The 25,863-nt window shown below is 45.5% G+C and carries 19 protein-coding genes; 10 read left to right on the top strand and 9 right to left on the bottom strand.

Annotated elements, in window-relative coordinates:
* Positions 1-35: 35 nt before the first annotated feature.
* On the top strand, positions 36-1,295 hold the full coding sequence (locus BST85_RS13990; protein WP_104813833.1) for an aminotransferase class V-fold PLP-dependent enzyme: 1,260 nt from the start codon (positions 36-38) through the stop codon (positions 1,293-1,295).
* A 319-nt stretch (positions 1,296-1,614) separates the two neighbouring features.
* Here the strand turns inward: BST85_RS13990 and BST85_RS13985 are convergent, their stop codons facing one another.
* On the bottom strand, positions 1,615-2,187 hold the full coding sequence (locus BST85_RS13985) for a DsrE family protein (RefSeq protein WP_104813832.1): 573 nt from the start codon (positions 2,185-2,187) through the stop codon (positions 1,615-1,617).
* A gap of 120 nt (positions 2,188-2,307) precedes the next feature.
* Between BST85_RS13985 and BST85_RS13980 the strand changes: the two genes are divergently transcribed.
* Positions 2,308-2,835: a hypothetical protein gene (locus tag BST85_RS13980; RefSeq protein ID WP_104813831.1), complete on the top strand. Its 528-nt coding sequence runs from the start codon at positions 2,308-2,310 to the stop codon at positions 2,833-2,835.
* An 88-nt stretch (positions 2,836-2,923) separates the two neighbouring features.
* Here BST85_RS13980 and BST85_RS13975 read toward each other — a convergent pair whose 3' ends face one another.
* The 3 genes from BST85_RS13975 to BST85_RS13965 all read right to left on the bottom strand — a co-directional run bounded on the left by BST85_RS13975 (position 2,924) and on the right by BST85_RS13965 (position 7,416).
* Positions 2,924-5,926 (bottom strand): M4 family metallopeptidase, encoded by a 3,003-nt coding sequence (locus tag BST85_RS13975; protein WP_181040035.1) that lies wholly within the window; start codon positions 5,924-5,926, stop codon positions 2,924-2,926.
* 274 nt (positions 5,927-6,200) lie between these two features.
* On the bottom strand, positions 6,201-6,665 hold the full coding sequence (locus tag BST85_RS13970) for a hypothetical protein (protein WP_104813829.1): 465 nt from the start codon (positions 6,663-6,665) through the stop codon (positions 6,201-6,203).
* A 193-nt stretch (positions 6,666-6,858) separates the two neighbouring features.
* Complete coding sequence (locus BST85_RS13965) at positions 6,859-7,416, bottom strand: hypothetical protein (protein ID WP_146090747.1); 558 nt, start codon at positions 7,414-7,416, stop codon at positions 6,859-6,861.
* 204 nt (positions 7,417-7,620) lie between these two features.
* Between BST85_RS13965 and BST85_RS13960 the strand changes: the two genes are divergently transcribed.
* Positions 7,621-8,919 carry a Zn-dependent hydrolase gene (locus BST85_RS13960; RefSeq protein WP_245917705.1) on the top strand — a complete coding sequence of 433 codons (1,299 nt, stop codon included), beginning with the start codon at positions 7,621-7,623 and terminating at the stop codon, positions 8,917-8,919.
* Positions 8,920-8,928: 9 nt separating this feature from the next.
* On the opposite strand, the gene BST85_RS13955 is transcribed toward BST85_RS13960, so the two are convergent.
* The 4 genes from BST85_RS13955 to BST85_RS13940 form a co-directional block, all read right to left on the bottom strand.
* On the bottom strand, positions 8,929-9,414 hold the full coding sequence (locus BST85_RS13955) for a hypothetical protein (protein ID WP_104813827.1): 486 nt from the start codon (positions 9,412-9,414) through the stop codon (positions 8,929-8,931).
* Between the two features lie 153 nt (positions 9,415-9,567).
* Positions 9,568-10,449, bottom strand: a complete 882-nt coding sequence (locus BST85_RS13950) for an acyltransferase family protein (RefSeq protein ID WP_146090746.1) — start codon at positions 10,447-10,449, stop codon at positions 9,568-9,570.
* 36 nt (positions 10,450-10,485) lie between these two features.
* Positions 10,486-11,190, bottom strand: a complete 705-nt coding sequence (locus BST85_RS13945) for a hypothetical protein (protein ID WP_104813825.1) — start codon at positions 11,188-11,190, stop codon at positions 10,486-10,488.
* A 33-nt stretch (positions 11,191-11,223) separates the two neighbouring features.
* Positions 11,224-11,949, bottom strand: a complete 726-nt coding sequence (locus BST85_RS13940) for a class I SAM-dependent methyltransferase (protein ID WP_104814023.1) — start codon at positions 11,947-11,949, stop codon at positions 11,224-11,226.
* A gap of 432 nt (positions 11,950-12,381) precedes the next feature.
* Between BST85_RS13940 and BST85_RS13930 the strand changes: the two genes are divergently transcribed.
* The 5 genes from BST85_RS13930 to BST85_RS13910 all read left to right on the top strand — a co-directional run bounded on the left by BST85_RS13930 (position 12,382) and on the right by BST85_RS13910 (position 16,848).
* Positions 12,382-13,890, top strand: coding sequence for a tetratricopeptide repeat protein (locus BST85_RS13930; protein ID WP_146090745.1), 1,509 nt, complete (start codon positions 12,382-12,384; stop codon positions 13,888-13,890).
* A 203-nt stretch (positions 13,891-14,093) separates the two neighbouring features.
* On the top strand, positions 14,094-14,948 hold the full coding sequence (locus BST85_RS13925; protein WP_104813822.1) for a helix-turn-helix domain-containing protein: 855 nt from the start codon (positions 14,094-14,096) through the stop codon (positions 14,946-14,948).
* Between the two features lie 96 nt (positions 14,949-15,044).
* Complete coding sequence (locus BST85_RS13920) at positions 15,045-15,440, top strand: DUF5367 family protein (RefSeq protein ID WP_104813821.1); 396 nt, start codon at positions 15,045-15,047, stop codon at positions 15,438-15,440.
* 24 nt (positions 15,441-15,464) lie between these two features.
* The gene (locus BST85_RS13915) at positions 15,465-15,962 is read left to right on the top strand and encodes an anthrone oxygenase family protein (RefSeq protein ID WP_104813820.1); all 498 of its coding nucleotides are present in this window, start codon (positions 15,465-15,467) and stop codon (positions 15,960-15,962) included.
* 40 nt (positions 15,963-16,002) lie between these two features.
* Complete coding sequence (locus tag BST85_RS13910; protein ID WP_104813819.1) at positions 16,003-16,848, top strand: NmrA family NAD(P)-binding protein; 846 nt, start codon at positions 16,003-16,005, stop codon at positions 16,846-16,848.
* Between the two features lie 183 nt (positions 16,849-17,031).
* Here BST85_RS13910 and BST85_RS13905 read toward each other — a convergent pair whose 3' ends face one another.
* A complete protein-coding gene (locus BST85_RS13905; protein WP_181040034.1) occupies positions 17,032-23,610 on the bottom strand; it encodes an alpha-2-macroglobulin family protein in 6,579 nt (2,192 codons plus the stop codon).
* Between the two features lie 188 nt (positions 23,611-23,798).
* Between BST85_RS13905 and BST85_RS13900 the strand changes: the two genes are divergently transcribed.
* Both BST85_RS13900 and BST85_RS13895 read left to right on the top strand, forming a co-directional pair.
* Complete coding sequence (locus BST85_RS13900) at positions 23,799-24,407, top strand: DUF7486 family protein (protein ID WP_146090744.1); 609 nt, start codon at positions 23,799-23,801, stop codon at positions 24,405-24,407.
* Positions 24,408-24,518: 111 nt separating this feature from the next.
* Positions 24,519-25,853, top strand: coding sequence for an adenylate/guanylate cyclase domain-containing protein (locus BST85_RS13895; protein WP_104813816.1), 1,335 nt, complete (start codon positions 24,519-24,521; stop codon positions 25,851-25,853).
* Positions 25,854-25,863 lie beyond the last annotated feature (10 nt).

Below are 25,863 nucleotides of genomic sequence, written 5' to 3'. Positions count from 1 at the left end.
TTGCTTTTGTTATATTTAAAACAAACAATCCGACCATGAAGAAGCGTGAATTCTTAAGATCCCTGGCCCTGGCAGGAACGGGCCTGCCTTTGCTTTCCCTGGATCTCCCCAACTGGACAGCAGAGATACCAGCTAATGACAAGTTGCTTTACGCCGATGAGGACTTCTGGGCCAAGATCCGTTCCGATTACAAATTGAAACCGGATTACATCAATCTGGAAAGTGGATATTACAACATCATCCCTCAACCTACCTTAAAGAAATTGCAGGAGCACATTGAAATGGTCAATTATGAAGGCTCCTATTATATGCGGACTGTTCAGTGGGAGAACAAGGCCAGGATGGCCAGCAAACTGGCTGAGGTCACAGGTTGTAATTCCAAGAACCTGGTCATTACCCGCAATACCACCGAATCCCTGGATATGATCATCAAAGGTTTCCCTTGGAGGGAAGGTGATGAGGCTGTATTCGCCTTACAGGATTACGGGGCTATGAAAGATATGTTCGCCCAAGTCTCCAAGCGCTACTCGGTAAAACTCAATACAGTCTCGGTTCCTAACCATCCGAAATCTGATGAAGACATCGTGGGACTTTACGAAAAAGCGATCACCGAGAAAACCCGTCTGCTGATGATCTGCCATATGATCAATATAACCGGGCACATTCTGCCTGTGAAAAAGATCTGTGATATGGCCCACAGCAAGGGAGTGCAGGTGATGGTAGATGGAGCGCATTGCGTAGGCCATTTTGAATACAAACTGGACGAACTTGGGTGTGACTTCTACGGTTCTAGCTTACACAAATGGCTTGCCTGCCCCTTGGGAACAGGTCTACTCTATGTTGGCGATCAGCATATTGACCAAATTTGGCCGCTCCTGGCAGAATCACCCAGGGAGGCTGGAGATATTGGCCGATTGAACCATACAGGAACCCACCCGGTATACCATGACCTCAGCATAGAGAATGCCATAGACTATCACAACATGATTGGTGGAAAACGAAAAGAAGAGCGGCTTAGATATCTGCAGCGTTATTGGTCCGACCAGGTTCGGGATCACCCCGGTATCATAGTGAATACTCCGGATGACCCTGCAAGGAGTTGTGCCATTGCTAATGTAGGCATTGATAAGATGAAGCCAGGGGAAATGAAAAAGCGTCTACTGGCCGATCACAATATCTGGACCGTGGCCATAGACTATGCAAACGTTCACGGTTGCCGGATAACCCCCAATGTTTTTACCAGCACAGCAGAACTGGATCACTTCGTGTCCGCCTTGAAGGAGATGGCGGGTTGAGGTGTGAGGTGAAAAATATGTTTTTCAATTATCGTATAAAGACCAAATAGAAGATCTAGATATGAAATCCCTTCACTCTTAACCCTTCACACTTCACCTAATCTGTCCTTGGGGCCCCAAGCCCCGTCCGGGTGCAATCTAGATTTTTCCATTTCATCTAACAAGCGCTAAATGACATGCTAATGATCATTCTTGAATCACCCCGTCTGAATTCGAGAAAAGTATTCAGTTGAACTGATCAATTAAAGTTCCATCCTGCACAGTTGCCTTAAATCGAAATCAAAATTCACCCCTGTCCGCCAGAGATGGGATTCACTAATCACTCATTGACATTCATATACGAATAACCCATTTGGTCGAACATGACCAAGGCCGTTTTGGCCGAGATAGCTACATCTACAATTGGATGAATATTCTCGTTTGGAATATTGAAAAACCCCATTACCTGACTACAAACGATGAAGTCAACCCCCTCCTGCTTTAGGGCTTTCATTACCGGAATGTTGGGATTGGGCAGACCGTATTTATCCTGATAGGCTGCGTCCGTCAAGATGGCGTTTGTGGTCATCCCATGAATAACGGCAACCAGCTTTAATTTTTCTTTTGGAACTCCGTTGGCCCGATGCAAATTATAGATTCGTCCCACCTCAACCAGGGTCGCGTTAACTTGGGTGGAGTCTTTACTTTCATCGTACAGATCGAAAGCAATTCTGTAATCCAGTTGAGGATCGTACTTCATGGCCGAGAATTCCATATCCATCACACCCATGTAAGGATGCATGTCCAAAACCGGGTAGGTTATCTTCTCTAAAATATGTGCAGGAATAGAGTCGTTATCTTGTGCGTTCACCCAGGAGACAAACAGCACAAGCAAAATAAAAAAGTGTTTCATGGTTAGCTGATTTTCATAAAGTTACAAAACTGTTACTGTTAAAACCCCAATGCAATAGACCAAACTTGTAACGAACGGGCAAAACCCGGACACTAATAATTAAAACTAATTCCTATCAACATGCGGATCCTCTTCTTAATCCTAACTACATTATTCTTCCAATCTGCAACTTCTTTAGCTCAAAACTCCTTATCCAAAGAAGAACGTCAGCGATTGATGTCTCTGGACTTCGAAGCCTTTGATCAGGACATGCAGGGAGGTTGGCGCACCTTTGCCAATGAAGAGCAATTTGAACTCGCCGCCGACCTGATCGTCGAATATTTAGGCCTACATCAGGACCTGGACGATGGACAGCTGTCTGTCATGAATTTTCACGTCGGTCAGATGTACGCACTGGCGGGAGTAAATGCCAAGGCAGTTCCTTATATGAAGGCCTCTAAAAAGACCAATGATGTGATGGCTTGGAACGCTTACGTGGATGCCACCATTGCCTTTTTGGAAAAGAACAAGGAAATGATGGAGATCAAACGGAAAGAACTGGAAGTAGGTTCTATGATGCCCGCAGCTAACAATAAGAACCTGATTCTTATCAAAAAACTAGAAGCCAATTTTGAGAAGAGTTACTACGATGCGATCAGAAATCAATAATTGAGAATATCCTATCGAAGATTACACTCAAACATAAAAAACCCGGGAGCAACTCCCGGGTTTTTTTGGTTAGTGATTGAATTAAAACCTATTGCTTGGTAAATTTCTGTACAACGGTCTCTTCTCCTTCGTCGATCTCCATGACATACATACCGGATGGAAGATCGGCTACATTGATCTGTTGAGACAAGGTGCCTTGTCTAACTACTTGCCCTAGTAGGTTGAGGATACGATAGGTTTCGTCTCCTGTCTGTTCTAACATGCGAACCGTGATCACATCACTGGCGGGATTCGGATAGATCAAGAAATCTTCTTCGATATTAAATCCATCGGATTCTCCACCAAAGCCTTGGATGGAACCAAGATCCACTAGCAAACCTTGTCCAACACCGGCGCCGCTATTTGCCGTAATGGTAACCGCATCAATATAAATATGATCTCCATTTCCACTGGCATCACAACGGAATCGGAAACCGGAGTTGGCTGCAAAGTTGTAACTCGAAGCCGGTATGTTAACTGTGGTCGAATAAAAGGTGTTGTTATCGAAATTGGTTCCTCGAGCCCAGGAGGCAACTGTTTGCCAGCTACTACCGTTATAGAATTGCAACCAGAAATCCTCATTGTTCTCCATGCTGTAAGCATAGAAATAGAACTCTACATCGACTGAACTATATCCTCTCAGATCCACATTGTTAAGGGTCATGGTCGAGGAATTAGTGTTATCTCTGATGCGAATAGAATAGTTACCCTCATAGGAACGGGAAGTAGACATTCTGCGGGAATCACTTCCGCCGTCTATCCAACCATTCCAGCCAGACTCGAAATAACCTTCGTTGATCACGACAGACCCGCTGCCACCACCAAGGGTAGTAAAGTTGACTGAGGCATTTCCAGAGTTATTTCCTGCGGCATCAAAAGCGCGGACGTTGAAGGCGTAAGAGGTATTGGCTGTCAGACCAGTAATATTGGCCGTAGTTCCAGTAACCGTACCTAAGCTATTTGCTCCTTGTAACACTTCGTATCCTGTTACCCCGACATTGTCTGTGGAAGCATTCCAACTCAAAGTTGCCGTAGTCTCAGTAATATCACTAGCTGTTAGATTGGTCGGTGTGGTTGGAGCCTCGGTATCTGGCCCGGGGCCACCGTCGTCCTCTACACAGAAGTCCCGGGATTCTGAGCTTCCGAAACTTCCACCGGTAAAGATCACGCCTGCATCACTAGATAAAGTATAAGAACCACTACCATAGGCACAGCAGATCCCATCTCCATAAGCATCGGTAATTGTGAACGTATAGTCGCCAGCAGCCAGTCCACTGAAAGTTTCATTGACTGTAGAGCCATCAGGATTAGCCGTAGAATAACTATCGGATGCGATTGTAGTACCTGAGCTATCTTTTAGGGTCCAGGCCGTTTCTTCAGGATAGTTATCCAGGGTAATGGACAGGTAGACGTCTCCAGTCACACAGTCGACCGGAGGAGGAGTTCCACCATAAGGAAGGCCAACACCTACCGCATACCAGGCATTAGTTACAGAGATCTCCTCCTGACTTCCGGCCCCATATAGGTCGATAGCAGATTGGATTGCACCTGCACGGGCATCACTATACTGTGAATTTGTGGTTAGATATACAGCCAGATTGCGATAGGCTATTGCCGCTGCAGCATCAATACCAATGGAAGTTACATCGTAAGCATTCCCGATGTCATTGGTACCTGTACCTCCTACTGACAGTAGATAAAACCAGAAATTCTGTACCCCAGAATTGATATGGACACCACCGTTATCACCGGAACCTGAATACCAATTGGTTCCCAGGTAAGTGTCCGGATCACCAAATTGATTTGGATTGCTCATAGAACGGATAGCTCCACCGCTTCCACCGGCGCCGATATTGTCTCCCATAAGCCAGTCGTTATTGCCAAGGGCGAAATGCTCGATAGACTCGCCAAAAATATCAGAGAAGGACTCATTAAGAGCACCAGACTGATAACTGTACACCAGGTTAGCAGCATATTCGGTCACACCATGGGCGATCTCGTGACCAACAATATCCAGAGAAACAAGAGGACCATAGTTGACACCATCTCCATCTCCGTAAGTCATCCTGGATCCATCCCAGAACGCGTTTACATAATTATTGGCATAGCTCACATAGGAACGAATTACAGCTCCGGCTCCATTATAGGAATTACGGCCGTGACGCTGCATAAAGTACTTGTGGGTCTGCTCGGCACCCCAGTGGGCCTGAACCCCAGTGGCAGTCGCTGACGGAAAGGAGGTATCATTGCTGGTAATGTCGCTGGCATTGTTGTAATTGGTACCATTGTTCATGTCGAAGGTCTGAATACCGTTGCCGTCCGCGGTTTGTCTCAGGCGATATGATCCGCTAAAGCTGTCCGCAGTAAAGCTAACCGTACCATTGTAAAGACTTACACCTGTGGCCGGTGTATTGGCATGGTGAATTCGCTTGTTCTCAAACAGGACATTTCCGTTTATGGCATCCACATAGACATCGGCCCTGTAAACGGGATTAGTGGCATAAATGTCAAATTTGTACGCAAGTCGAGCCTGGTCGCTTACTTCCTTCAATGGAGGAAGGATGACCAATTCGCCCTGAGGCTGACGGTACTCCGCTAATTCTGCTTCTTTGGAATCTTCCCAGAGATATTTGCTCGCACCAACAAATGCAGTTGCCCTGTTTAGTGCAGCCTGAGCATTAAGTGAAGCAGTTACCTGGATATCGGCCAGGCGATACACATTGTTGGACATGGATTGGACCATGCCGTCTTTAGTGTGTAGCACGGATTGTGCGAACTCTACCTCAATCCCATTGTAATACTGCTGGAATCTTTGGTGAACGAATCCTTGCTCATCGATGGTTTGACCAGCAGCTATCATCTGATTCTCTCCAGCCATTTTGAACTGTTCGGCAAAAAGTTGATTTGCGGCCGACGCAGCTTTCAGTTGGTCTTGAGGAAATACCTTTAAACTAGGTATTGGTTTGGGTTGGTCGTCCTGAGCATAGGACATGGTGAGAGTAAGTGCGAAGACCATTAGAAGCATGGTCCCGCGAAAATCAAAGTGTTTCATGTGCGTTGATTTTACGTTAATGATTAAAATTGTTAAGGCTTTCATAAAGCTATAAATTATTCTCACTAAATCGTCATTTTTAGTAATTAATCGATAAAAAACACTAGAATTTTTGTTTTGTTTATGCATATACTTTAAAAGTTTAACAAAGTGAGTAAAAATACGGAAGACCTTCCTTACCATTAAACAAAAAGCCAGAGCGATCTTCTTAAAGGGGATCGCTCGGGCTTAAAAATTTGCCTCCATGAAGAGGAATTAAATCTCCTCTATGGGATCAATTTGCTGAAAATGACAATTGGAATGCATTGACACAGATCTTGTCGTCAGGATCGGAATTATTGGCCAATTCTAAATTGGAGAAGGTAACAGTGAACTGAGACACCTCACCCTCCGGCGTTAGGGTGAGCTGATCGATACGGATGGGTTTACCTTGATTGTTTCTCGTGCTAATGTATTCATTGGTTCCATCTATGTAGAACACATAGCCGGTCCCAGGTTCCAATGATCCATCAGTTACGCTGTAGGTACCGGTATCTGGAAGTCCAAAAACAGGATTCGCACCATAGAGATTCACTCCAGGATCTGTTGATTCGTCCGGGGTGCTATGCCCACCTACCTGAATGGAAACTACTCCAAAGATATTGTCCGCCCGATAGGCATAAACATTGCCATCGTCGTCCTCATAATTGATATTGTCGGTACAATTGGGGCCAATGGCTGCCACTACGTGTTTGAGCATTGGGGCACGGCCACCCTCCGATGTACTTCAGGATATAAAAGAGAAGCAGATCAGGACCACAAGGCCTGAATAGATACGAGTTGGTAATTTCATGACTTTTACTTTAAAGTCATGGTAATCAGTGTACTTAAAGGTACTATTTTTTATTCCCTAAAGTGAGAATCACCTATTACTTAAAATTGAGGATCTTTAATTACTGATCAAACTGGGTAACCATAGAGGTGTTACCACTTCCTCGTTGTATCACTTGACTGCGATTGAAGTTTGAGGTTCTTCCGGCTGTAAGCGACCCCTGAATCACCGTAGAAACATTAGCCATTCCGGATTGATCGACCAGGGACCGATTGCCTGTACCCAGTGCCTGTAAAACATCAGAGTTGTTATTAGCACCTCTCTGTATTACCTCGGATAGGTTGCTACTTCCGGCCAGCTGCCGTACAACAGAAATGTTGGACTGTCCTTCCTGCCTGACGATGGACCGGCTTAAAAGGTCTGCCTCTTGAATAACCAAGGAGTTATTACCACTTCCCTCTTGCTCGACACGAGAATAAGATCCAATAGATTGTAACTGCAGAACATTGGAGACGTTTTGCTGCCCCTGTTGCCTGACAATTGATTTGTTCTCCAATCCTTGTTGTACAACTACGGAGTAATTGTTCTGACCAATCTGTTCTACCGTATTGCGATTGTTTTGGGCAACAATAGTTGAGGTCGTGAACAGGCTGAGCAATAGAGAGATGTAAGGTTTCATAAATAGGTTAAGTTCATACCAGTTTGGGGACTGGTGGTTAATTTAGGGAAGACAAGCTTAATCACATATACGTTTAAATGCAAATATTTTCGATGAAATACACGTATTGACGTATTTTCCTACATATATGTTGTTGCTTCATCCTACCATGAACCATGTTCGCGCATATATGTAACTTCACAGGGTCACATTTAAACCATCATTATGAGATCCTTCATTTCTTTTCTTCTGACCGCATTGATCGGCATGCACTCAATTTCAATCGCTGCACAAGACCTACCCAAAGTAGACCAGGACCGTTTGGAGAAAAGCATCCTGGATCTGGGCAAAATTGGTGTAGACGAAATGGGAACCCAGCGTGTCGCATTTAGTCAGGCCGACCTCGACGGAAGGGATTTTGCGATACAGCTGATGAAAGAAGCCGGTCTGGAAGTTCATATTGATCTTGCGGGTAATATCATCGGATCTCTGCCGGGATCTAATCCAGAACTTGCTCCAATCAGTTTTGGATCCCATATCGATACGGTCCCCAATGGTGGGAACTACGATGGCTGTGTTGGATCCATGGCTGCGATCGAAGTGGTACGGGTAATGAAAGAAAATGGGATCCAGCCGCGGCACCCCATGGAACTGATCATCTTCTCCAATGAGGAAGGCGGAGTAATGGGAAGTCGCGCAATATCAGGAAAGTTACCACCAAGTGCTTTCGAAGTAGTCAATAGCACAGGATTCAATATGGCGGACGGCATTGATCGCCTGGGGGGAGACCACACCAAGATCGACCAGGTCATTCGAAATAAAGGAGAAGTTGCCGCCTTTGTAGAGTTGCATATCGAGCAAGGTGGACTTTTGGAGCAAGCTGGATTACAGATCGGAATAGTAGAAGGAATCGTCGGTCTAAATTGGTGGGATGTCACCTTTACCGGTTTTGCCAACCATGCAGGTACGACTCCAATGGACCAGCGACAAGACGCATTATTGGCAGCTGCTCAATTTATACAAATGGTGAACCAGGTAGCTGTAGATCGTGACGGAAGACAGGTTGCCACCGTAGGCCGGATCAAGGCCTTGCCGGGAGCACCCAATGTGATCCCCGGTAAAGTGGTCCTCAGCCTGGAAATTCGTGATCTGGCTGGGGAGGTGATTCGAGAAGTCTATTCGACCATAGAAAAGGGAGCTGCAGAAATATCAAAGGATTCCGGTGTGGCCATCCAATTCGAGGAATTAAGTACAACGGGTATCCCTGCACTAACAGACCCCATGATCCAAAAGCAAATAGAGGCCAGCACCAATGAACTGGGCCTGAGTTTTCAATATATGCCCAGTGGAGCTGGACATGATGCGCAAGACATGGCTTTGATCACTCCCACAGGAATGATCTTTGTTCCCAGCAAGGGTGGGATCAGCCATTCGCCTAAGGAATTTACAACCGCAGAGGACATGGCCAATGGAGCTAATGTTCTTCTAAGAACGTTGCTTAAATTAGACAAAGCCATGGATTAGGCTATCGAACTATTTGGAGATCCGCTCGTATTTCTGGCCCCTGGAGTCGACCATTTTACCGCCCTTTAACTCGAACTTGACGTCCTCATTGTCCCAGGTAAACACAAAGCCCTCGCCCGTGATCAATTTTGGATAGTAACGGACCGAAGTACCATCTTCCTGGTAAATATCCCAGATCATAGCACCATTCTGTATGGCTATGTCGAAGTGGGTCTGACGTTCAGCATCCGTCCACTTCCCTACAAACTGCATTTTTAAGCTCTTTTCCTTCCGCACATAAGAAATACCATTGAACTTGAGCTGATCGGTCTTGGCATCGTGAGTGATGGGGTAACTTTTACCGTTGAAGAAGACTTCCGGATAGCGATCGTCTCGCATGTTGACAAAATACTCTCCCCAATGTGCGACCAACTTATACTTGCCGTCTTCTTCGACCACCTCTAATGGCTGGAATTCATTCTTGGCATCCAACCACTCTCCTTGTAAGGCCTTCATGCCCCTTTCCTGGCAGGAAATCAGAGTTAAAGCTATGAACAAAACGGACAAAAAGTACTTTCCTTTTAACACCATAAAGCAGCATTTTTTTTATCGGGTCGAATTTAGCCAAATTGAGGCAATCTGGAAAGACATTTAACGATTGTGGAACAACTAGCGGCCTCCACTCAAGATAGTAAGTACAGGGAATCTTCGAGTAAACAACAGCATGAAATAAACCAAAAGCGAAGCCGTGAGGATCTGACTCCCAATACTCAAGAAAGGATTAGAAATATGAGCTCCGATAAACGGATAGGTGATCACAATGATAGGACTGTGATACAAGTGCAACAAATATGCATAACGGCCGGTATTGTAGAACTTGAACTCCAGGTCGATCACCAGTATAAACAGGAAGACAGCTATAGGCCACTTCAAATATTGCGGAAACCACATAGCCACAACCGCAACAGCCAATGCAGATAGGGCCACGAACCAGCCTCGGTTCAATCTGTCCCTAACCATACCGTAAAGGGTTCCAATTATAAACAAGCCAACCACATCCAATCTCAGAAAAAGAGATCCAAAAACCAGGAAGACTAGGATGACCGGCAGGGCACGCCATTCTTTCTGTGTCAATAAAGCGATCACAGCAAATACCAAAAAGATATCCCGGATAAAGTAAGTAGGCGGATTAACCGGCTCCATATTTAATGCCAGCACCCCTTCGGTAAACAATTCTGGTCCTATTCCCAATCGATTCAATGGATTAAAACCCAAAACATAATATGAGAAGAGCACCAACATCACTACAGAAACATTGGCGATCAAGTAAGGTATTGCCAGGCTTTTGACCTTTTTCTGGAAGAGGTATTTCTTTTTACGACTGACCGTGAAGTATAGGTAACCCGAAATAACCGATAGTATAGCCGTGCCATAGGTTGGTAATATCTCTACTAAAAAGTACAGCCACCCTTCTTCCAACTGATGCCGGGTGTGGGTAAAGGTGATCATGAAGACCGCCACAAGACGAATCAACTCAATGCTGGGTTTCACAAATTAGATGGTTGATTGAGATAATAGATTCATAGATCAACGATCTAAAGTAACCAGTTCCTCCCTGATCATCCGATTAACCCGGACAAGCCGCTGCATAGCCCTCTGGTAAGGATTAATGGCCGCATAACAGGATTCTTGGTATTCCAGGCAGATATTGCGGAAATAACGATCCGATACAATGGCTGGGATGTCCGTACGCACTAATGGGAAAGTCAGCTCGTCCTCATAGTACATATTGTCGATCAGATATGGCTTTACCTGGTTCAATCTTTCATGGTTTGCCTCCCTCCCATTCATGGCAATAAAGGCATAATCATACCGATACAACCGAAAAAGTTCGGATACCAGGGAATCGTTGGTAAAGACGTTGAAATCTCCTGTGCTGCTCAGGATCTGGAAAGTGTTATCGTTAGGCAGGAATTCGATATAATTGAGTAAGGAATTCTGAGCTTCGCCCATCATGGCTATACTGTCTTGAGAGAAACCAGGGTGAAAGGCGAACACAAGGTTCACCCCATCGATCTTACGCCTATATGCGCGCACATCATTAACTATTTGAACCGAATCTATGGCCATGTCCAGTTGAAGGCGTTCCAAGTAGTCCTGGTACGATATCCTGGCCGAACGCTTCTTTTCCCAATCACTGATCGCAAAGGAGATGGAAATACCGATGATTATGATTATGGTCTCGGAGACATATCTTCCAAGCAGGGAGAATACGGACTTTTTCTTGGTCATCTGTGAGATAGGTGTTTAGAAGCTAAAATAGAACTAGTTCCCGTCCAAAACAAATACCATGCAGTGTTGCCAGGGTAGATTACCCATATTTTCTTTGAGTCGAAAACCAGCTGCGCGCATCTCCTTAACGGCCTGGGCCTCGGACATTTTATGCAATGGTTTAATAGGCACAGAAGCATCCTCCTCCCGATATTCAATAAGGAAGAGTTGGGCATCTGGACGCATCGCCTTTCTGATGGAGCGCATCATCTCTACCGGGTGACTCATCTCATGATACACATCCACGATCAATACCTTGTCCACACTGTTTTTAGGCAAGTTAACCCCTTCGATCTCTCCTTTGACTCCTTGAACATTGTCAAATCCACCAGCATCTTTTCGAGCTTTTATGGCCGTGAGCATCTGAATTTGAATGTCCACAGCATAGACCATCCCTTTATTTGCCAATGGAGCCATCTTAAAGACATGATATCCTGAACCTGCGCCAATGTCCGCTATCACATCTTCCGGTTGAATATTCATATTCGCGATCAGGGTAGTGGTCTGTTCTTCTTTTTCACGCTCGGCCCTTTCCAACCAGGCCATCCCCTGGTAGCCCATCACATGCGCAATTTCCCTTCCCATATACCATTTGCCAGTGCCGTCATAACTTCCGTTACGATACTGATATGGATCTGAGAACGTAGACTGAGCAATTAAGGGAAGCTGACTTAACAGAGCAATCAGGACAAGGAGGGATCGAAAATTCAACTTCAGCATAGCTTTTTTCTCAAAGATACCCAATCCGCATTTGTCGGGACCGTATGAGAAAAATCAATGCAGTCGGAAGGGAAGAACAGTAGAAGGAGATTTCCTAAATGGATCAGGTACCGGGAGCTCACCTTAGGCCGGAATCTAAACCAAATTTGTTGTGAAAATATAAACAATTTCCAGCTTGACAAACTCCGGTATCCTGAACATAGTTGGTGTTTCGGGCATACTACAATTGCCCGAAATAATCTGGGGGGCAATATCATGATTAAGACCAAAAATCACAAATGATTTCGTGCAATCTTTCATCCCTAAATGTGAGGACTTTATAAGAACGGAAGATCTTCCAGGGATCGACTACTTAGCTACTGGACAGTCTCATCCTTACAGCCCGGAAATTTGACTATCTTGTTGTTGATACCATCATATTCGCGATTCAAAATGAAAAATCTAATTCTCTTCGTGTTCATTCTAGCGCTGTTTTCCTGCAATAGAAATGACCAAATGCCGAGCAATCTGGGTGAAGTCTCCATAGAAATAAGCGGAAAACCCAAAGCAGCTGAACAATTTGAAAAAGGCCTGCTCCTTCTGCACTCTTTCGAGTACCAGGATGCAAGGGAAGCTTTTAGAGAAGCTCAAGAAATAGATCCGGATATGGCTATGGCATACTGGGGAGAGGCCATGACCTACAATCACAGTCTCTGGAGTGAGCAAGACTATGATCTGGCCCTTCCGGTACTGGAAAGATTAGAAAAACTGGATTATACCTCGACCTGCAATGAACTAGAATTGGATATGATCCAAGGATTGAAGATCCTGTATCAACCTCAAACCGACAAACTAGTACGGGACCAAAATTATAAGGATCATATGGAGGACCTGTATAAAAAATATCCCAATAACCACGAAGTCGCAGCCTTCTATGCCCTCTCCCTTCTTGGCTCGGTCCCAGAAGGCCGAGATGATGAGATCTACGGACAAGGAGCGGTGATCGCGCAGGGTATAATTGCAGAGAATCCCAACCATCCTGGAGCCTTGCATTATTTGATCCATTCTTATGACGACCCCAAGCATGCAAGTTTGGCTTTGGACGCGGCCGATGCTTATTTAGTCGTTGCACCGGACGCCAGCCACGCCTTGCACATGCCTTCACATATCTACGTCGCCATGGGCATGTGGGACGAGGTTGTTTCCTCTAACATTGCCTCCTACGAGGCCAGCTTAAAGCGAATGGACAGAAAGGGCCTAGATAATGATGCCCGTGGTTACCACGCTTTTCATTGGTTGGAATATGGCTATCTGCAACAAGGTGAAAAACACAAGGCAGCTGATATGGTTTGGGAGATGCAGAAATTTGCCGAGGAAACCCCATCCCCAAGGGCCAGGGTACATATGGTCTTTTTAAAAGGTACTTACTTGGTAGAAACTGATGAGTGGGATTCTAACATCGCAGAGATTCCCGTCAACACATCGGACCTAAACATATCGATCAGATCGCAAAACCTATTCATTGAAGGGATGAAGGCTTTTCACAAAAAAGACGAAGCCAAACTGGACAGCCTGGTCAGTCAGGCTCAAAATGATATCAACCGTGAAAATTTTGTAGTACAGTCGGGTAAAGCCAAACTATGCTCCAATGTGTCCCGGGCGGATGCTACTTCAGGGGATATCCTGGAAGCTGAAGTCCGAAAAGAACAACTGCTTGCACTGGCTGCATGGTTAGATGCAGACGCCGATCTAACCGAAACCCATCTGCAAAATTCCATCGAAAAGTTCAGTGAACTTAGCTATAGCTACGGCCCACCTCATATCCAAAAGCCTGTACACGAACTCTATGCAGACTGGTTAATGGAGCAGGGACGAACTAAAGAGGCCAAAGAGCAATACGAGCACACATTGACCATAGGACCAAAACGCTTGCGCCCAACCCAGGCAAAAGAGAGTATTTGAAATACTTTGGCTCTCTTCTACCTTGGGGCACTGTTCCCCTCCCATGACAAGTTAGTTTATAGCTAATCATTAGCAGCGGGTTTGGATGTTGTAGTTCTGGTACTTCAAGAATCGGAAATCGATTTTCCTGAATTCCTTCTAGGGGAATGCCTTTATTCTCCACTAGAATTAATGCCTCAGGTGAATTATCTTAGAGGTGAATTATGACCAGGGACATAATCGATATCAATGACTTCACCATACTTGTGGAGACCGCCAATTCTGAGAACGTCATCAAGGACGCTTGTAGTTTTGACGAACCCGTTATAGCAGTTGCCTTCTATGGTTCTGGCAATGTGGATCTCCAAATGCAATTTGAAGGTAAAACAAGGGATTTCAACTATACCAAGGGATTGGCCCTCTCCTTCTATGCCGATGAAAAAGTGATCTGCGAGCACACGGTTGCAGCAAATAAGCCCTTAGAGTGCATTGTTATCGCAACGGCTACCAGGAATCTTGCAAACCTTCCGAACCAGGAGGGGGAGATCTTTTCGGATATGCTGAACGAATTGGTCAACCCGAGTGATCATTATGTAGAAGGGCCAAGCTTTTTTATGAATCCCGAAATGCAGCAAATAGTGGATTCTGTCTTTTCCAACACCTACCAGGGTAAGACTAAGATGATGTTCTTTAGAAGTCAGATGACGGCCTTGCTGTCTCACTTTTTTGGTCAACTGGCTGATACGCCAAGTAAATCGGTTAATCAAACACAACGTGAAAAATTAGAAATGGCCAGAGTTATTTTGGCCGATAACCTGGACAAGCCTCCTTCCTTATCTGAACTCTCCAGACAGATCGGTTTGAACACCTATAATTTAAAAAAGGACTTTAAGGAGATGTTTGGACTCCCCGTATTCAAATATTTGCAAAACCAGAGGCTTACAACTGCTCATGACCTGATCAGAAAAAATGAGGCCACCGTACAAGAAGCCGCATGGCAGGTAGGCTATGATAGCCTGAGTTCATTCTCCAACGCCTTTACAAAGAAATTTGGCTACCGCCCCAGCCAGGTCAAGTAGTCTCCTTTTCGAACAAATTATACTCCTTTTTGAATAAACCGGCCTGTGTGGGTCGCAATAGATTTGTGGTATTGTTAATCGTTAAAAATTAATACCATGAATTACAAAAGAGCACTCAAGACAGCCGTCAGCATATGGGTAATGGGCGTTTTACTATTTGTCATTGCCGCCATGCTACCACTTTCTGACAATCCGGAACTGCAGGCAAATATCTCACTGGCATTGGCCTTTATTCCTCTGGGATGGTATGGAGCTAAATACTACTACAAAAAGGGTTCTACCACTCCGGTCTATCAACTGGCCTTTTTACTGGTTTTTGTGGCGGCATTGCTGGATGCCCTGATAACTGTGCCAATATTCTTCTTCCCAATGGGAGTTGATCACCAGACCTTTTTCGGTGCCATCGAATTCTGGTTACTAATCGCAGAATATGCGGGCATTGTCATCCTATATGATTACCTGAACCGGAAGAAAGAACTAAGAACTGCTTAATCTAACCTTGAAAATTATCAAATCATGGAACTATCCATAAAACCGATCTTACTCATTGTAACCCTCCTGACAACAGGCCTGACAGCTGGCCTTTGCTTTACCTGGGGAAATGCTGTGACACCAGGGATCGGAAAACTAGGAACCCTGGCTTATCTGCAGTCATTTCAGGAAATGAATCGGAGCATTTTGAATCCTGTATTCTTTATCGTTTTTCTCGGACCTGTTGTTCTAAATATCGCCAATCTGATCGTTTTCCGATCTGCAGCCAAACCGGTACTATTTCTATTGATCGGAGCAGCAATCGTCTATTTTATCGGACTTTTCCTGGTCACTGTTCTTGGCAATGTACCGCTCAACGAAATATTGGACAAAACAGACCTGCTGTCTGCATCGACAGAAGAATTGGTTCAATTGAGGGAGCGGTTTGAAAAACCCTGGAACAGCTTCCACAACATCCGAAGCTGGAGCAGCTTGACTTCCTTTTTACTATTAGCCATTACCCTACTGATGGCAGGCAAATAAATCAACCACAAATTCTAATAATCACGAAAAATAAGTAAACATGAAAAAGCCAAATTATTTAATCATCGGAGGAACCGGTAAGACTGGACGAAAAGTGGTCAATAGCCTTGAACTGCTCAACCAAAACGTACGAGTTGGGTCAAGATCCGCATCCATCCCCTTCGATTGGAACCAATCTGCAACTTATGGCCCAGTCCTTGAAGGTATGGACCGCGTTTATATCACCTATCAACCCGACCTGGCGGTGCCAGGTGCTTTTGATGCGGTCAGCGAACTAGTCAGTATCGCTAAAAGCAAAGGAGTTTCTAAGCTTGTCCTTCTTTCCGGGAAAGGGGAAGTAGAGGCGGAACGCTGCGAGCAAGTCATCATGGAATCCGGTTTGGACTACACCATTGTCCGGGCCAACTGGTTCAGTCAGAACTTCAGTGAGAACTTTTTATTAGAACCTGTTGTCCAAGGTGTGGTGGCACTTCCCATGGCCGAGATGAAAGTGCCTTATGTGGACACAGACGACATCGCCGATGTAGTTGTAGAATGCTTGTTGCATGAAGAACACAACAAGAAGATATATCAACTTACCGGAAATGAACGATTTACCTTTCCAGAAGTATGTGAGCTTATTTCTTCGGCAACAGGGCGAGAGATCAAATTCATCCCCGTGACCCTGGAAGAATATGTGCAGGTGATGAAAACAATGGACCTTCCAGAGATCTATGCCTGGTTGATCGAATATTTGTTCAGTCATGTACTGACCAATCCCGACAATGAGATTATCACCCAGGACATAGAAATGGTCCTGAAGCGACCAGCTAAATCCTTCCGGAATTATGTCAAGCTAACAGCCGCTTCCGGTGTCTGGAACCAGGCCGTGCATTTGGAGAACTAACCTAAATCTATCTTTTTGGAAAAGGTGACCTCTTTAAAAAGGTCACCTTTTTTGGGATTTCTACCTAGGGGCGCTGTTCCCCTCCCGGGACAAATTAACCAACTAGAGGCTTACAAAGAAATGAAACTGGTACTTTAAATGGCTATTCATGAAATCGGTACGCCCAAACCGAAATCGTCAACATTAATCAATTATCTGGACCAGAATCCCTTCGGAATTAGCTGAAAACTCTGGTGCATACAAACTTTGAAGGGTAGAAACAGAATTTGAGAAATGACCCTCTAAGTTGGCCCTCATTTGATAATCGAACACATAGGTACCCTTATACAAGTGATCGAAGAAGAAATGAGTGGCCTGGTCCCTGGTCACCTGATAATACCCTACTCCATCATTCCACTGATAGCTTGAAAGTACATCTACCGGTTCCAGACCAGAAGCCCTGTCATCTTTCAAATGGAGAAAATCCATGTCTTCCGCGACGGTGATCTCAATACGTGAAACGATCAGATCTCCAAGGGAAACCGAATCCTCTTGACCAAGTGGAATCAGTTCTTCCCCCATGGGACCCACCCTCCTTTTATAGAGTTGTCTATTAATGGACAAGGCGGGATTGGCAGAAGCAGAAACTCGATCGCTATCTTCATAATACTGCCAATACACCCCTCCCATCCCAGAAGTTTCTCCACGGTTTTCTATAGTGATATTACCCATTTCAGGTTCGATCTCCTGAGCAGACCAACGGAGTTTGAAGTATCCAGTTTTGGCTTCCTTTTCCGTTTCCGGCAATTGGTGGGCCAGTATTGTTTGGTTGCCAACTTCCAGCCTGGTCCGACTCCGCTTTTCCAAGCCGGATTCACCAAAATGCAGCATGGCGTATATGGCTTCCGTGGTGGCCTTGGTAGTCCCCCAAGACCTGGCTCTTTTATTGCGGACCAACCACTGTTTTAAGGCCTCGATCTTCTTTACATCCTGGTCGACCTCAGCAAACACCTCGATCAGAAGGGACTGCGTCTCTATTTGAGAATTGAACCACCTCCATCCGGCTCTATTCTCCTTCCAATACCAGCCGTTCTCTTCGCTCTTTACAACTCGCTCTTCCAGTGCATCGACAATGGTACTGGCCATGTTTGTATCGCCTATGCGGTGATAGACCAAGGCTAACAATCCTTGCTCATATAGTGAAAGACCAAGCCAGTCTTGCTTTCCTTTTTGCAGAAAATCGTCAACTACTCTTTTGACACTTTCTTGGAATGGATGCTGACTCAGGTGAAATGATCTTGTGTACAAATAATGCACATCCGAAACAGTTGGTCGGACCTTGGTAGAATCACGCTGTGCCAGAAGTCTTTTCTGATAATCCGCAGCAAAATTCCGATCCAGATAATTCACCGCATTAATCCTGATAGCTTTCAACAAATGGGTGTTCCGTTCTCCAACCTTCATAAATTTTAATTGCCCGAGGCCAGCGACTATATGACGGGTAATGTAGGGATTATCAGGGCCTCCTGAGAACCACGGAAACGCTCCCGAGGAAGATTGCATCTGTTTTAACTTGGCCAAAGTTTCCAATTGTCCTTGTCTTACTTGCTCTACATCCAATAGTCTGGATATGTTCTGTTTTTGTTGACCTTCGGTAAGCTCATTAGTCGCCCATGGAGATGCCGACAGCAGGGCGGTCTTAAGATCCTGATTCTTCTCTAGAGGTGAGTTGAGAACGTCATCAATCTTCCAGGCTTCCATAACCTGAGCAATTTCCGGGTTACTCGTCACAATGGACTCCCCCAAAGCATTGGCGTAGTAGCGAGCAAATGTCTGCTCCGCACATTCGTATGGGAATTCGATCAGATAGGGTAGCGACTTCAGTGCCAACCAGGTAGGATTCTCCGTATACTCCACTTCCAAGGCAAAATTCTCTTGAGACGTCGATTCTGATCGGACCAATTTCTCCATTTGATACTCCTTCTTTCCTCCCGCGGTTAACCAGACAGGACGGGTTTCAGTTATCAAGACCCTATTTGTGATCACAGGAATCATCCCAGACTCCCCATCGCTGTGTTCTTTGGTCTTAGCTACAATCTTATACTCCATTGCGGCCAGGTTCTCAGGTACCTTGAATTGCCATTCTACCACCACGTTGGCCCCTTTATCAATGGAAAAGGGCTTCAACTGATCCAGTTGGATTCGCTGGGGATCCAGCTCCACAGACTTCAAGCCATCCTTGAGTTGCAAGATCGCGCTACCTCCTAATTTCTCATTCGAAAAATTATTGATCTTGGCTTTGACAACCACCGTGTCTCCAGATCGGAAGAATCTGGGAAAGTTGGGAATAAGACTGATGTCTTTTTGAGTGACCGCCACCTTCTCCAAACGACCAACTTGAATATCCTTGGTATGCGCCAGCAACATGAATTTCCATTTGGTCAGCGCCTGGGGAGCATCAAAGTCGAATGCAATCTCTCCTTTGCTATCTGTAAGCAGTTGAGGATAGAAGAATGCCGTTTCTTTCAGATTGTCGCGAGTTTCTACTGAGGCAAGCTCTTTTAAGCCCGATTTGGTGGTGATCAAAACCACCCCATTTTTTGCCGAAGTTCCATAAAGAGCTACCGCGGTATCGCCTTTGAGTGCGGTGAAATCCAGGATCTCTGTTGGATCGATCTCCAACCTTTCACTCTTGGACAGGGGCACCCCATCCACGATAAACAGAACGTCATTATTCTGACCTATACTGCTGTAACCCCGGATAACTATATTAGTCCCAGCCATGTCGTAGGCCACCTGGTTGGTGATTTGAACTCCTGCTGCTTTACCGCTTAGGGCAAACAACACCTCCTCTTCTGACATCTCGGCATTAACCACGGTAGAAACGGAGTAGCCCAAAGCCTTGGCCTCCTTCCGAATGCCTTGAGCTGTGACCACTACCTCATCCAGGTTTGCCAGGTCTTCGTCCATGGTTAGGTTATAGGTACCTAATCCATCTATTTTTGCCTCGATCGATTCGAAACCAACATAGGAAAACTGCAGTTGAGCACCGGGAGGAGCATCTAAGGTGTAGTATCCGTCAAAATCCGTTTGAGTACCTATATTGGTTCCTTTCACCACCACATTAACCCCAGGCAGCGGCAAACCTGAGCGGTCCAGAATAAATCCGCTTATGTTTCCTCGCTCAACATTGGGATTCTCCAATCTGCTTCTGAGATCGAAGAGGTATTGTCTATTCTTTCCCTCTATTGACCCAAAGTCCAACCCGAACCATTTCAGTTGATGATAGTTCTGGAGTTGTCTGTAAAAGTGATTGTAATCGAACTTCCTGACCCCAACGAAGTCCGTCGTTCTGAACATTTCTCCAGATTCGACCATGGGGCCGTAATAGTAGGAGAAGTTTTCAAATTGAAGCTCGGTATTCCACGCATGCTCTATGAATTGATCCAGGGAAGAATCGTACATGGAAACCAATATTTCTGCATTACTAGGCTCTCCGTCCGGTCCGGTGATCTTAAAGCTCCAGGTTTCTTTCTGATCCGGTAACAACCGATCGCGAAAACTTGTGGTTTCAACCCTCAGCTCGCTGTTGGCTTGAGGCAGGTTCACATCGAACCTTTGGGTGTAGATGTCGTTATGACGAACATATTGAAGATTCACTGTGATCTGACCGGCATAATATGCCTTGAGTGGAATGCCCAAATCGGTATACCCATCGGTGATTTGAACTAACTCAGAGAAAATGGGGTTGTTCTGATAATGAGCTTCCAACTTGACCGACAGATTGTCAAAATTGGTCTTCAGTCTTAGTCTGATCTCCTGGTCTTTGCTAAAATCACTATTGATCAGTTGATACTGGAATGCCTGATTATCGGACAGGGCGATGAGTTCTGGAAAATAGAGCTCAAATTGCTCGGTCTGGTGCACCGTATCCCCCTTCTTATCTACGCCAAGCACCTCTATCTGGTAAGCTCCAGGCTCCCAATCGGACATATCACCCATCCACAAAGCTGTCTCTCCTTTGGCCCTGACAGACCTGGATAAGACCTGTTGGCCATTGGCCCAATTCTGCCGGGCATCTGTACTGTCATAAGGCTCGTGTGGAAATAGCCGAACGAATTCTTCTTTGGACAGATGAGGGATCTCCACCACCTCCCAGGGTTTCTTCCTAAGTGCCCTTTCCGGCGATGCGAGCTTATATATATCCAGCTTCAGATCTGAGGACCAGGGATGATCGTTCAAATTGATCGAATTAACTTTGATCTGAGCCCGATCTGCCCCATTGACCCGAGTGGGAGCGTTGAGTTCGAGTTTTAGTTGACGTGTACCCGCATAGATCGAATAATTGGCAGACCTCGTTTCTCCAGATAGGTCCGTAATATCCACTTTAAGGGTATAGATCCATTTTGCGTCTTGCCAACTAGTTACCGAACGGTCCACCTCTGTGACCAGGGGTACCTGGAAAATCCCGTCCTTATCGGTTGTTCCTTGGCCCGTCGAAATGATCTGGGCATCGCTTCCCCTATAACCTCCGTAGTATGAATAAGCCTGTTCCCTGCTTATTTCGTATTTCATCCGGGCATCGGCCACCGCACTGCCGATCAGGTCTTTCGCGGACCCACTGAGCAGTATGGAATCGTTCAAGCCTACCGCATCTTTGTATGGATCAATGCTTACTTCAAATCTGGGACGTTTGTATTCTTCTACCGAAAAACTCAGCTCCCGGTAGTTAAAATCGTCAATATCCTCCCAGTATGGATCATCTTCCTCTTCATCATTTCCCCAATCCTGATCCATCTCGATGGAGAATTCACCGGGAAGCAAACTAAGTGGAATGCTATATTGGCCGTGAATGGAACCATACTCGTTAGTCTTTAACCGAAACTCCTTTATCTCCTCCATATTGGAGTCATAAATGGTCACATTGACGTAAACCCCATCTACAGAATGGTAGTCTCCTTTTTGTTTTTCGACCAGAATTCCCTTGAAATACAGTGTCTGGCCTGGGCGATAAATGCTTCGGTCCAGATAGAGAAAGGCCTTAGCAACCCGGTCTTCCTCTTCATCCTCCAGATAGCGCCTGTTCAAGCTGAAGTTTTGATCGGACAGGGTATCTCCATCTTTGTGGATCAACAGATTTAGATTACGATGATATTTGTCATCCTTCTTAAGATGAAAGCTACCTGTTTTATCGGTCTGGCCGGATCCGAAATAGTCTGGATTAACAAGGGATATATGTGCCTTTTCCACAGGAAGTCCGGTTTCACGATCTACAACCCTGAACATTATTCCATCGTTCAAATCCTTGCTCAGCATAACCAACCGACTGACCCCAACCTGATCGTAACTGAAAATATGAGCCACCGAATCTTCCACGGATCGGACGGCAGCGGTGAGCACATAGTTCCCTGCCGGCAGGGGCGAGAAATCTACCTCCGTAGTATGCGAATAGTAATCCTTCATTTGTTTGAGTGCATACTTGCGTAGACGTAGGGGTTGTTGAGTTTTGATAAGATGATCTACCAGGCTGTCCCGATGATATCGGTTAAGACCCTTTAGACTGCCTTGAGAGACCTTGTAGGCAGCCAGGAACAAACTGTCGACCCCTTGCGACTCTACTTTAACCAAAAAAGGCTTATCCGGGATCACATACTGTTCTGCCGTCAGTTCCAGTTGCGGAGCTGTTATGGTCTTTCGCAAAAAAGCACAAGAGGTACCTCCATCCGAGTTGGGGTAGCTGGAAGTAGCCAGATCACAGAGCTCTACCGCTTTGATGCGGTACAATTCAAATCCCGGTCGTAAACTGGCGGCATAGGACTTGCTTTGTTCGTAAAGAAAACTAGCCAGTTGGAACTGGATCATGGCCGAAGCCTCATGGGAACGATAATTATTGGCCAGTTTCTCCAGGGCTTGTTTATAGAGGTCCCCACTATTCTCAACCTGTGATCTACGACTTGCAAATTGCATTCGCTTGAGCACCACATCCAAATAGGCCGAAGTATCTCTGGACTGGTGAAATTTCTCCAGGCCTTGATAGAACTTAAGTACATTTCGGTTAGAAAGCAGGCTATCCGGTGTCTTAAATTCGGCTTTAAGAAACACATCCGTTGGCTGGAAGACCACCGGGTCATTCATTCTGAAACGTTCCTTTGGACGCTGCCCGTCCCACTTGCCTTTTTTATAATATGCGATGGCTCTGTGACTGAGAAAATCGAAGAGTGTGGGCCTGTATTTTGATGAAACTTTACTGCCGGACAAAATAAGCTGGTATTGCTGAATATCCGCTTGCTGCAGGGCTGTTTCAGCCTGGACTGACATGCGGTAGTGCCGATCTATTTGTCGATAAAATTGATCCAGCCCCCAGCTTTCGATATTTCCCTGGGCTGCTGCACCTGCTACGGGTGTTCTGTTCCTGATCTTATGGCGGTACTTGTTCAAATACTGCTCGAGCAGTTCCGCGTATACCGAATGTAAAACGGCCTTGGTAGACAGGTCTCCTTTGTCTATCTCGACTTCGAGTTGTGTCAGTATATAAGGTCGTGGATCTTGGTCCAGAACAAGCAGAAACTTGCTGTGATAAAGAAACGCCTTGACCATCTGTGGACCATTTTCGGAACGACGGGCCTTGGCCAGGATCTTCTCGACCTTTTTACTTGCAGATCTGACCTTTCCGGCTAATTCCAGGGATTCGACCTCCGTCCAGAGTTTGTCGAAACGCTGTTCGGTCTGTGCTGTCAATGTAAGGGTCGATAGGAAAAGAGCAAGAATCAGTAAAGGTTTCATCGTAATGGTTATTAGCATTAATCATACCGCAAAGTATGTTGATCCCAATGGTTAAAATAACAACAATTAGCCAAGCTGATTCTTTAATGAGGGAAACATACCAATGCCAAAGGCGAACGGCGTCTACTGATTTTCATCATAGTCCAAACTGAGATGTATAACTAGTTTAGTTCTACAATAGTCAACTCATGAAAGCACAACTTCAACACCAAGTACATCCATTAGTTTATCTGGTCATAATTCTGTTTAGCTCGATATCCATGGCCCAGGTCTTAGACCAGGACCGGGAAAAACTGGACAAGCCTGAAACCGCTACCCCTGTAGAGATCTACTGGAATGTAAAGGCATACAGTCCAACCTGGGGCCTGCTTCGGGTAAAGGCGATTGATAAGGATGGGAACATACATGACGTAAAGGCCATACAGGACTCCGATGATACCAGCCTGCTCAATGTGAAAGCACTGGTGGATGGGCAACGACTACCCATCAAACTCATCGTGAAGAAAAATGACAAATTATATCCTGTCAAGGCCATTTCACAGGACGGTACCATCCTGGACATAAAAGCGCTGACCGACGATGGGGAGATCATCGATGTAAAAGGATTTAGCCGTTCGGGAAATGTGATCCATATACGGGCCATTACGGCTCAACCGATCATGTATAGGGTAATCGCCGTTGCTCCGGACGGTACAGTGAACCGAGTCAAGGGAATTAAAATGATGGATCAGGAAGTAGAAACAGTAATTAACGGGGTCGAAGTATTTGCGCATGTCAAAGCATTGACACAGAACTAAGGATCTCAAAAAAACAGATGAGGCCTGTTTCCTTCCGAGACAGGCCTTTTTTATTTTATACCATCAAATTTGTTTAACTTAAATTCCTATTAATGAAGTGCTTCTACAGCCATGAGCAAATTCCCGAGGATTACCTATTCTAGTATTAATCAGGACGTAATCTGCGAAGATCTCACTGGTACCATCCTAGATTGCTCAATCAGTAACCAAATACCACACATCCACGAATGCGGAGGCCACGGTATGTGTACGACTTGTCGGATCCGCATCCTAGATGGGCATGGCAATATAAACCCAAGGACCTTCAAGGAAAAGGAAATAGCCAGATCTAGAAAGTGGGATCCATCCATCCGTCTGGCCTGTCAATGCCACATTCAGGGAAATGTGACCATTCAACGCTTGGTATGGACCAGTTCCGAGATCAATAAACTACAGCTGGAAACCGTCCCGGAAGGCAATCCGGAAGAACGCGCAGTGGCCATCTTGTTCTGCGACATCAGAGGGTTTACCAAACTAACTACTGAGCATTCCAGTTTTGATGTGGCCCATATCCTAAATCGGTTCTACACGGTTTTGGGTGAGCCTATCTTATTGAACAATGGGATCATTTACCAGTATGTTGGCGATGAGGTCATTGGTATTTTCGGGGTCTCCGGAGGATTAAGAGACAAGAATTGTAGAGATGCTTTACGAGCTGCGCTCGGTATGCAGTATGCGGTTGAACGATTGAACAGGATCGAACTGGTCGATTTTGATGTAAGACTGCGTATGGGTATCGGGATCAATTTTGGACGAGCCTACATTGGTCACCTGGGTCATCCAAAACACAAGCAGTTTGCCGTTGTAGGCGATCCGATCAATACAGCAAGTCGAATCCAGGGACTGAACAAGAAATTGGGTACCAGCATTTTGATCTCCCAATCGGTTTTGGCCGGATTTGCAACCGACACGGTCGAATTTGGAAAAGACGTTAGCGTAACCCTAGATGGTCATGATCACGAGACGACTGTTTACGAAGTAATCGGATTCAAAGGAGTTGATGTGCAATTGGAGCTACAACGATCACTGGATTACCTGCTGGAGAATGAAGATGAATTTGCCGACCGTTTCTATTCTAAAGTATTTGAAATTGCTCCGGAAGCCAGGAGTCTATTCAAAAAGAATATGCTGGCCCAAGGACGTTTACTGACCCATATGCTCGGTGGGATCGTGTATTCAATGAGCAGGCCCGAATACTTAAATATGGGGCTTAAACTGTTGGGAGAGAGCCACGTGAAATATGGGGTGACCGAAGAACATTATCCCGTAGTGCTTAAAGCACTCTTGGATACCATAGCGGAGACCCTGGGAGATATGTATTCCGGCAAGCTGATGAAAGCATGGGAGGATGCCCTTACCCTGATCACCTCCGAAATGAAGAAGTACGCGGCTGCAGTCTCGGACTAAACTACCGCAC

This window comes from Aureitalea marina, from assembly GCF_002943755.1.
Taxonomy (GTDB): Bacteria; Bacteroidota; Bacteroidia; order Flavobacteriales; family Flavobacteriaceae; genus Aureitalea; species Aureitalea marina.
The sequence above is the reverse complement of the archived record's forward strand: the minus strand, read 5'-3'. Positions and strand labels throughout refer to the sequence as shown.

Coding starts and splice junctions, on each gene's coding strand:
- BST85_RS13980 (WP_104813831.1), top strand. CDS start 2,308: ATGCGGATCCTCTTCTTAATCCTAACTACATTATTCTTCCAATCTGCA.
- BST85_RS13960 (WP_245917705.1), top strand. CDS start 7,621: ATGAGATCCTTCATTTCTTTTCTTCTGACCGCATTGATCGGCATGCAC.
- BST85_RS13905 (WP_181040034.1), bottom strand. CDS start 23,610: ATGAAACCTTTACTGATTCTTGCTCTTTTCCTATCGACCCTTACATTG.
- BST85_RS13945 (WP_104813825.1), bottom strand. CDS start 11,190: ATGACCAAGAAAAAGTCCGTATTCTCCCTGCTTGGAAGATATGTCTCC.
- BST85_RS13920 (WP_104813821.1), top strand. CDS start 15,045: ATGAATTACAAAAGAGCACTCAAGACAGCCGTCAGCATATGGGTAATG.
- BST85_RS13910 (WP_104813819.1), top strand. CDS start 16,003: ATGAAAAAGCCAAATTATTTAATCATCGGAGGAACCGGTAAGACTGGA.
- BST85_RS13975 (WP_181040035.1), bottom strand. CDS start 5,926: ATGAAACACTTTGATTTTCGCGGGACCATGCTTCTAATGGTCTTCGCA.
- BST85_RS13955 (WP_104813827.1), bottom strand. CDS start 9,414: ATGAAGGCCTTACAAGGAGAGTGGTTGGATGCCAAGAATGAATTCCAG.
- BST85_RS13940 (WP_104814023.1), bottom strand. CDS start 11,949: ATGCTGAAGTTGAATTTTCGATCCCTCCTTGTCCTGATTGCTCTGTTA.
- BST85_RS13925 (WP_104813822.1), top strand. CDS start 14,094: ATGACCAGGGACATAATCGATATCAATGACTTCACCATACTTGTGGAG.
- BST85_RS13895 (WP_104813816.1), top strand. CDS start 24,519: ATGAGCAAATTCCCGAGGATTACCTATTCTAGTATTAATCAGGACGTA.
- BST85_RS13990 (WP_104813833.1), top strand. CDS start 36: ATGAAGAAGCGTGAATTCTTAAGATCCCTGGCCCTGGCAGGAACGGGC.
- BST85_RS13985 (WP_104813832.1), bottom strand. CDS start 2,187: ATGAAACACTTTTTTATTTTGCTTGTGCTGTTTGTCTCCTGGGTGAAC.
- BST85_RS13915 (WP_104813820.1), top strand. CDS start 15,465: ATGGAACTATCCATAAAACCGATCTTACTCATTGTAACCCTCCTGACA.
- BST85_RS13965 (WP_146090747.1), bottom strand. CDS start 7,416: ATGAAACCTTACATCTCTCTATTGCTCAGCCTGTTCACGACCTCAACT.
- BST85_RS13930 (WP_146090745.1), top strand. CDS start 12,382: ATGAAAAATCTAATTCTCTTCGTGTTCATTCTAGCGCTGTTTTCCTGC.
- BST85_RS13970 (WP_104813829.1), bottom strand. CDS start 6,665: ATGCTCAAACACGTAGTGGCAGCCATTGGCCCCAATTGTACCGACAAT.
- BST85_RS13900 (WP_146090744.1), top strand. CDS start 23,799: ATGAAAGCACAACTTCAACACCAAGTACATCCATTAGTTTATCTGGTC.